Source organism: Streptomyces sp. NH27 (assembly GCF_056859195.1).
On sequence record NZ_JACEGK010000351.1, the window covers coordinates 1 to 8,376 of the forward strand.

The window sequence follows — 8,376 nt, forward strand, 5'->3', positions numbered from 1 at the left end:
GGGCGGGACAGCGCCGGGAATGCGGTTGCCGCCGATTGTGTTGGGTATGTCTGACCAGACGATCACTCGTCACCCGTGCCCGATTCCAGGGAGGCGGCCTTGCCCGAGCGGTCCCCGGAAACCCTCGTCATCGACTACCGCGCCGCGGAGCAACTGCTGTCCGCCCGCGACCCTCGCGGTGCCGTCAAGCTCCTCGACCCCGTGATAGCCGCCCACCCGGAGAACACCGCGGCCCGCCTGCTGCGCGCCCGCGCCTTCTTCGCCGCGGCCCAACTGCGCCCGGCCGAGCTGGAGTTCCAGATCGTTCTCGAACGGGAACCCGACAACGCCTTCGCGCACTTCGCGCTCGCCCGTACCCTGGAGCGCGCCAACCGCTCCGCCGAGGCCCAGCGACACTTCCGGCTCGCCGCCGCGCTCGACCCGCGCCCCGACTACCTGGCCGCTGCCCGCTTCGACGCGAACTGACCTACTGCCCTTTCGAAAGGGGCCTGGGCATGGAAGCCGTCGTCGTCCTTGTGATCATCCTCGCCGTCATCGGCGTGATCGGCCTGATGAGCAGTGTCAGGGTGGTCAAGCAGTACGAACGCGGGGTGATCTACCGCTTCGGCCGGGTCAACGCGCTGCCCAAGGAGCCGGGCCCGCGCATGCTGGTGCCCTTCATGGACCGCATGACGAAGGTCAACATGCAGGTCATCACCATGCCGGTGCCCGCGCAGGACGGCATCACCCGTGACAACGTGTCGGTGCGCGTCGACGCCGTGCTGTACTTCCGGGTGATCGACCCGGTCCGGGCCACGGTGGATGTGCAGAACTACCAGTTCGCGATGCTCCAGGTCGCCCAGACCTCGCTGCGGTCCATCATCGGCAAGAGCGAACTGGACGACCTGCTCTCCGGACGGGAACAGCTGCACGAAGGGCTGGAGTTGATGCTGTCCACTCCCGCCACCGGGTGGGGCGTGCACATCGACCGGGTCGAGATCAAGGATGTGGCGCTGCCGGAGTCCATGAAGCGGTCCATGGCCCGGCAGGCCGAGGCCGACCGGGAGCGGCGGGCCCGCATCATCACCGCCGACGGTGAACTCCAGGCGTCCCAGAAGCTGTCCGAGGCGGCCAAGACCATGGACGCCAACCCGTCCGCCCTGCAACTGCGGCTGCTGCAGACCGTGGTGGAGGTGGCCGCGGAGAAGAACTCCACGCTGGTCATGCCGTTCCCGGTGGAGATGCTGCGCTTCTTCGACCGGGCGGCGGGCGGGACCGGCGGCAGCAGCGCGCAGGGTCCGGCGGCCGAGGCCGATCCCGCCGCCGCACAGGCACCCGCGGCCGACCCGGAGGCCGCGCCCGTCGTGCCCGCCACGCCCGCCGCACTCACCGAGCCCGCCGAACTCACCGCGCCCGACGCACCGGCCCCGGCCGAACTGCCCCGGGCCGCCGGCCGCCCGCAGATCCCCGACCCGCGCAGCTCCGAGGAGTGAGCGGGGGCCGGGGACACGCCCTGGGATCGCGGCGCCGCGCCGTCAGCGCGACCAGTGGACCTTGAACACCCAGGCGTACTTCCCGGCCGCGCGCGCCGCGGCCGGGACCTGCACGGTGAGCGTGCCGCCGTCGAACTCCCAGTCCAGCGGCCGGTCATGACCCAGCATGGTCACCTTGTCGCCCTTGCGGATCGGCACCGGCGCCTGCACCACCAGCTTGCTGCCCGGGTCGCCCAGCGAGGAGACGTAGAACGCTTCGCCCTGCTTCACGCTGAACCGCAGTTCGCCGAGCTGCGCCATCGCCGACCAGTACGTCGTGCCGTAGACCGACTCGCCGTTGACCCGCAGCCACCGGCCGGTCTCCCGCAGCCGCTGCTCCATGACCGACGGGATGGTGCCGTCGGCCTTGGGCCCGATGTCGAGCAGGAAGTTGCCGTTCTTGCTGACGATGTCGACGAGCGTCTGCACGACCTGCTCCGCGGTCATGTACTGGTCGTCGGGGGTCGCACGGTTGTAGCCGTAGCTGTGCGGGTCCAGCCCCCGGCTGGCCTCCCACTTCGCCACCACCGTGTTGTTGTAGGTGGTGTACTCCGGCGTGGTGAAGTCGTGCGGCCCGATGCCGGAGCGGTCGTTGACCGTCACGTCCTTCGGACGCGCCCGGTTCTTGGCGTGGTTGAAGTAGTCGGCGAGTACATGGTCGCTGTCGTTCGCGCCGCCGATGTCGCACCAGATGATGTCGGGGTCGTAGCCCTCGATCAACTCCCGCATCTGCGGGGCCTGGTAGTCCGCGACGAAGTCCTTGCCCGCGGTGTATCCGGTGTACGGCACCGGCTCCAGGGTGTACGGGTTGCGCGGGGCGTGACCCATCCACGGGTTGTCCGGGTTGAACCACTCGGGCATCGAGAAGTACAGGCCGTTGTGCAGTTGCGGGGTGTACGTGCGTGACGCCGTGAACAGCGCGTCGACCAGGTCGCGGTGCGGTCCCATGCGTACCGCGTTGCGGTCGGAGACCTTGGTGTCCCACAGCGCGAAGCCCTCGTGGTGCTTGGAGGTCAGCACGTAGTACTCGGCGCCCGCGTCCTGGAACAGCTCCACCCAGGACCGCGGGTTGAACCGGCTCGCGGTGAACATCGGGATGAAGTCGTCGTACGCGAAGTCCTCGCCGTAGGTCTGCGCGTGGTAGGCGTTCACCGGGTCGCCGCTGGTCTGCATCGAGTTCCAGTACCACTCGGCGTACGAGCCGCCGACCGGCGACCACGCCGGCACCGAGTAGACGCCCCAGTGGATGAAGATGCCGAACTTGGCGTCGCTGAACCAGTACGGGGCCTGGTGGGTGTTCAGCGAGGCGTCGGTGGGCTGGTAGTCGGGGGTGCCGAGGATCAGCGGGGTGCTGCGGGCGGCTGCGGTCCCGCCGCGGCCGGTGGCCCGTACCGTGCCCGTGGCCGATGTGCCGGGCGCGGTACCCGGCGTGTTGCGGATGCCGATCCGCAGCCGGGCCTGCTCGCCGGGTCCGAGGAACGGCACCGCGGCGGGGGCGATCGTACGGGCTCCGGCTGAGCCGTCGTCGACCGCGACGTCCACCGAGACCGCGGCGGTGGGCCGGATCCACACGGTGCCCGCGTTGAGCACGGTGGCCTCGACGCTCTGGGTGCCGTGCGGGCCGGTCAGTGAATTGGTGGAGGCGACCGAGTGGATGGCCAGCGCGCGGCCGGTGGCGGCCGGTTGGAGAGAGAGTGCGAAGACGTGCAGCGCGGAGGTGCCGGCCTGGGCCGGTCCGGTGGACGGCAGGGTGACGCCGACGGCCTGCCGCGTCGGGTCCGTCCACAGCTCGCTGACGTTCATGGAGACCTGGTGCCGGTCGGTGCCGTCGGGGGAGTAGCGGAAGGAGGTGGTCAACTCGCCGCCGCCGGAGTACCAGTCGCCGCCGCCGAGCGCGGCGGTGGACGTGCTGCCGTCCGCGTAGTGCACGGTCGCGGCGCCCGAGGTCGCGCCGTAGCTGCACGACACCAGGAACGAGGCGGACAGATACCCGCCGGGCGGGAGGTCGACGCGCTGCCCGTTCGCCACGATGTTGTTCTTGGCACCGGCTGCGGATGAGGGAAAGAGAAAGCTCACCCCTCCGACGACTGCTGTTCCTGATGGCAGCTCCTCGCCGGGAAAGGAGTAGCCGGAGCCGTCGAAGTCCCCGCCTCGGGCGGCCGCGGTGTCGATGCCGTCGTTGTCGAACCAGGAGTCCAGGGGGACTCGCACCGGGTCCGGCACGGCTCCCCACGTGGGCGAAGTGGCCTGTGAGGCTGTGGTGTCGGCGGTGTCGGCCGCCGCGCTTCCTGTGGAGATCAGTGTGGTGCCCACGGCTGCGCCGGCTGCCATTCCGAGTGCCTGGCGTCGTGGGAACGTGGTCATGTGCCCTCCTCAGTGCCCCGGGGATTGACCCAATGTGAATGGGTATACATCCGATGAGTGATCCTGGGGAGGTGGGAGGGCATGTCAATAGATCGGACCGAACGGGCCGTTCCCGGCAGGTTCGGTCGGGCGGGCGCACCGGGCCCCGGTTCGCGGAGCGTGCTCAGCCCACCCGGCGGGGGACCATCAGAACAGCGGCGCGGGCAGCACCCCTTCCAGCGCCAGCAGCGTCCGCTTGATCTCCAACCCGCCGCCGAAGCCGCCTATCCCGCCGTCGCTCTCGACCACCCGGTGGCAGGGCACCACGACCGGCAGCGGATTCGCGCCCATCGCCGCACCCACCGCCCGCGCCGCGCCGACCTCGCCCACCCGGTCGGCGAGGTCCTGATAGCCCACCACCGCTCCGTACGGCACGCCCGTCGCCAGCTCCCGCAGCACCCGCCGGTTGAAGCCGGCGGTCAGCGACCAGTCCAGCGGCAGATCGAACTCCTTCAGCTCCCCCGCGAAGTACGCGTCCAGCTGCTCCGTCACCGCGGCCAGCCGCTCCGGGTCCGCCACCACCGCACACCCCAGCCGCCGCTCCAGCGCGCCCACCTGCCGCGCCACCGTCGCCGGCCCCGCCCTGAACGCCACCAGCACCAGCCCCTGACCACTGCACGCCGCCATCAGCGGCCCCACCGCCGTGTCCCGCACCACCCACGCCACCTCGTCCATGCCCTCCACGCTAGCGGCAGGGTCCGACATCGCCCCCGATCGCAGTAAAGCCACAGGTCAGATCGGGTATGGGCGGCGGCCGGGCCGAGTGGGACCGTGATTGTCACAGGGGAGCCGTACGGTGGTGTCATGCGGCCCGTTTCAGACATCGAACGCACTGTGGCGCCTTTCGAGGTCGTCAGCCCCTTCCAGCCCAGCGGCGACCAGCCGGCGGCGATCGAGGACCTCGAGCGCCGGATCCGCGCCGGCGAGCAGGACGTGGTGCTGCTCGGCGCCACCGGCACGGGCAAGTCGGCGACCACCGCGTGGATGATCGAGCGGCTCCAGCGCCCCACCCTGGTGATGGCGCCGAACAAGACGCTGGCCGCCCAGCTCGCCAACGAGTTCCGCGAGCTCCTGCCGAACAACGCGGTCGAGTACTTCGTGTCGTACTACGACTACTACCAGCCGGAGGCGTACGTCCCGCAGACGGACACCTATATCGAGAAGGACTCGTCGATCAACGAGGAGGTGGAGCGGCTGCGCCACTCGGCGACGAACTCGCTGCTCACCCGCAGGGACGTCGTCGTGGTCGCCTCCGTCTCGTGTATCTACGGACTGGGCACCCCGCAGGAGTACATCGACCGGATGGTCCGGCTCAAGGTCGGCGACGTGATCGACCGCGACCGGCTGCTGCGCAAGTTCGTCGACATCCAGTACACGCGCAACGACCTGGCGTTCACCCGCGGCACCTTCCGGGTCCGCGGCGACACCGTCGAGATCTTCCCGGTCTACGAGCAACTGGCCGTCCGCATCGAGATGTTCGGCGACGAGATCGAGGCGCTCTACACCCTGCACCCGCTCACCGGCGAGGTGATCACCGAGGACGAGCAGGTGTACGTCTTCCCCGCGACGCACTACGTGGCGGGACCCGAGCGCATGGAGCGGGCCATCTCCGGGATCGAGCAGGAGTTGGAGGGCCAACTCGCGCTGATGGAGAAGCAGGGCAAGCTCCTGGAGGCCCAGCGGCTGCGGATGCGCACCACGTACGACATCGAGATGATGCGGCAGATCGGCACCTGCTCCGGCATCGAGAACTACTCGCGGCACATCGACGGCCGCGGCCCCGGCTCCGCCCCCGACACCCTCATCGACTACTTCCCCGAGGACTTCCTGCTGGTCATCGACGAGTCGCACAACACAGTGCCGCAGATCGGCGCGATGTACGAAGGCGACGCGTCCCGCAAGCGCACCCTGGTCGACCACGGCTTCCGGCTGCCCTCCGCGCTGGACAACCGCCCGCTGAAGTGGGAGGAGTTCCTCACCCGCGTCGGCCAGAAGGTGTACCTGTCGGCGACCCCGGGGCCGTACGAACTGTCCCGCGGCGACGGCGTGGTGGAGCAGATCATCCGGCCGACCGGGCTGATCGACCCCGAGGTCGTGGTCAAGCCCACCGAGGGCCAGATCGACGACCTGGTGCACGAGATCCGGGTGCGCGCCGAGAAGGACGAGCGGGTACTGGTCACCACCCTCACCAAGAAGATGGCCGAGGACCTCACCGACTACCTGCTGGAGCTGGGCGTGCAGGTTCGCTACCTGCACAGCGACATCGACACCCTGCGCCGGATGGAACTGCTCCAGGAGCTGCGCGCCGGCGAGTACGACGTCCTGGTCGGCATCAACCTGCTGCGTGAGGGCCTGGACCTGCCCGAGGTCTCGCTCGTGGCGATCCTCGACGCGGACAAGGAGGGCTTCCTGCGCTCGGGCACCTCCCTGATCCAGACCATCGGCCGCGCCGCCCGTAACGTCTCGGGCCAGGTGCACATGTACGCAGACCGGATCACCCCGGCGATGGACAAGGCCATCGACGAGACCAACCGCCGCCGGGAGAAGCAGATCGCGTACAACACCGAGCGCGGCATCGACCCGCAGCCGCTGCGCAAGAAGATCGCCGGCATCCTGGACGCCTACGCCCGCGAGGAGGCCGACACGCAGGAGTTGCTGGGCTCCGGGCGGCAGCGCTCGCGCGGCAAGGCGCCGGTGCCGGCGCTGGCCGGGAAGGCCGGCGAGAAACGCTCCGCGGCGACGCTGCCCGCCGAGGAGCTGGCCGACCTCATCGCCCAGCTCACCGAGCAGATGCACACCGCGGCCGGCGAGTTGAAGTTCGAGGTCGCCGCCCGGCTCAGGGACGAGCTGGGCGACCTGAAGAAGGAACTGCGGCAGATGCGCGAGGCGGGCATCGCCTGACGGCGGCCCTGCCCGGGGAGATCGCGCCCCGACATCGCGGGCGGGTCATCGGAATTCCGCGCCGACGAACCGGGATACCGTCCGGCGGCGTCTTGTTATGGTGCGGGCACGACTTTTCGTGGCAGAGCCGCACACGAAGCAGCGGGAACAGAGCGGGCGAGAGGGGACAGCGCGTGACGGTCAACATGACCAAGGGGCAGAAGATCAGCCTGAGCAAGGCCGACGGGGGGACGCTGACCGCGGTCAGGATGGGGCTGGGCTGGCAGGCCGCGCCGCGTCGGGGACTGTTCGGCAGCCGCACGCGGGAGATCGACCTCGACGCCTCAGCGGTCCTGTTCGCGGACAAGCAGCCGGTCGACGTGGTGTTCTTCCGACACCTCACCAGTGACGACGGCTCGGTCCGGCACACTGGCGACAACCTCGTCGGCGGCGCGGGCCAGGGTGGCGACGACGAGTCGATCATCGTCGACCTCCAGCGGGTCCCGGTGCACGTCGACCAGATCGTCTTCACGGTGAACTCCTTCACCGGCCAGACCTTCGCCGAGGTGCAGAACGCGTTCTGCCGCCTGGTGGACGAGAGCAACGGCCAGGAGCTGGCCCGCTACACCCTCACCGGTGGCGGCCCGTACACCGCGCAGATCATGGCCAAGGTGCAGCGCGGCACGACCGGTTGGTCGATGACCGCGATCGGCAACCCGGCCAACGGCCGGACGTTCCAGGACCTGATCCCGGCGATAGTGCCCGCCCTGTAGGTAAGACCGGCCGGCATTTGCCGGTCGGTCCAAGGGTGGGGGCCGCGGCCCGGGGGACCGGGCCGCGGCGCACAGACGGACACGCACAACAACGAAAAGCAGGGGGCGGCTGGCATGACGGCCGAACTGGTCCGGGGGCAGAACCATCCGCTGCCCGGCAACCGGCTGGAAATCCGGGTGTCGGCGGGTACCCCGGTGGTGGCCGCGGTCACCCTGGGCGACGAACAGGGCCGGGCGGTCGGGCCGGACAGCGCCGACGGACGACCCGGGCCGGCGGCCGGGCGGGAGTGGCTGGCCCACCCCGGCGCGCCGCAGCTTCCGGGCGTCGAGGTGCCGAGACAGGCCGCCGCCGAGCACCGCCTCGCCGTGGACCTCGGCGCCATGCCGCAACCGGTGCACCGCGTGCACGTCCTGCTGGCGCTGCCCGCCGGCCGCGCCGGCGCCCCCGCGAACTTCGGCGCCGCGCCGGCCCCGCAGGTGGCCGTGACCACCCCCGACGGCGCCGCCATCGCCGGCTACACCCTCACCGGCCTCGGCACCGAGACCGCCCTGCTCGCCGTCGAGCTCTACCGGCGGCAGGGCACATGGAAGGTCCGCGCGGTCGGCCAGGGATACGACGGCGGGCTGCCTGCGCTGCTGCTCGACCAGGGCGTGCCCGACGCCCGCGCGGTCGCGGACGAGATCCATGACGCGGTGGAGCGCGAGCAGTCCCGTTCGGTGGACGCACCCACAGCGCCCACACCGCCCGCCGTGTCCACGTCGCCGCCCGCGCCCACCGGGTCCACCACCGCCACCGCGCCCGGCATCCC

At 70.5% G+C, this 8,376-nt stretch carries 7 protein-coding genes; 5 read left to right on the top strand and 2 right to left on the bottom strand.

Annotation, left to right across the window (positions count from 1 at the left end):
- Window positions 1-99 precede the first annotated feature (99 nt).
- Window positions 100-465 carry a tetratricopeptide repeat protein gene (locus tag AC13HU_RS25285; RefSeq protein WP_483044242.1) on the top strand — a complete coding sequence of 122 codons (366 nt, stop codon included), beginning with the start codon at window positions 100-102 and terminating at the stop codon, window positions 463-465.
- A gap of 29 nt (window positions 466-494) precedes the next feature.
- Window positions 495-1,472 (top strand): slipin family protein, encoded by a 978-nt coding sequence (locus AC13HU_RS25290; RefSeq protein ID WP_483044243.1) that lies wholly within the window; start codon window positions 495-497, stop codon window positions 1,470-1,472.
- A gap of 42 nt (window positions 1,473-1,514) precedes the next feature.
- Here the strand turns inward: AC13HU_RS25290 and AC13HU_RS25295 are convergent, their stop codons facing one another.
- Window positions 1,515-3,875: an alpha-L-fucosidase gene (locus AC13HU_RS25295; RefSeq protein ID WP_483044244.1), complete on the bottom strand. Its 2,361-nt coding sequence runs from the start codon at window positions 3,873-3,875 to the stop codon at window positions 1,515-1,517.
- Between the two features lie 186 nt (window positions 3,876-4,061).
- On the bottom strand, window positions 4,062-4,589 hold the full coding sequence (locus AC13HU_RS25300) for a methylated-DNA--[protein]-cysteine S-methyltransferase (protein WP_483044245.1): 528 nt from the start codon (window positions 4,587-4,589) through the stop codon (window positions 4,062-4,064).
- Between the two features lie 129 nt (window positions 4,590-4,718).
- Between AC13HU_RS25300 and uvrB the strand changes: the two genes are divergently transcribed.
- From uvrB to AC13HU_RS25315, 3 genes are all read left to right on the top strand, one after another.
- Window positions 4,719-6,815 (top strand): excinuclease ABC subunit UvrB, encoded by a 2,097-nt coding sequence (uvrB, locus tag AC13HU_RS25305; protein ID WP_483044246.1) that lies wholly within the window; start codon window positions 4,719-4,721, stop codon window positions 6,813-6,815.
- Window positions 6,816-6,988: 173 nt separating this feature from the next.
- A complete protein-coding gene (locus AC13HU_RS25310; RefSeq protein ID WP_483044247.1) occupies window positions 6,989-7,567 on the top strand; it encodes a TerD family protein in 579 nt (192 codons plus the stop codon).
- A 114-nt stretch (window positions 7,568-7,681) separates the two neighbouring features.
- Window positions 7,682-8,376, top strand: a 695-nt coding sequence (locus AC13HU_RS25315; protein WP_483044248.1) for a TerD family protein, incomplete at its 3' end; no start/stop codon positions are given.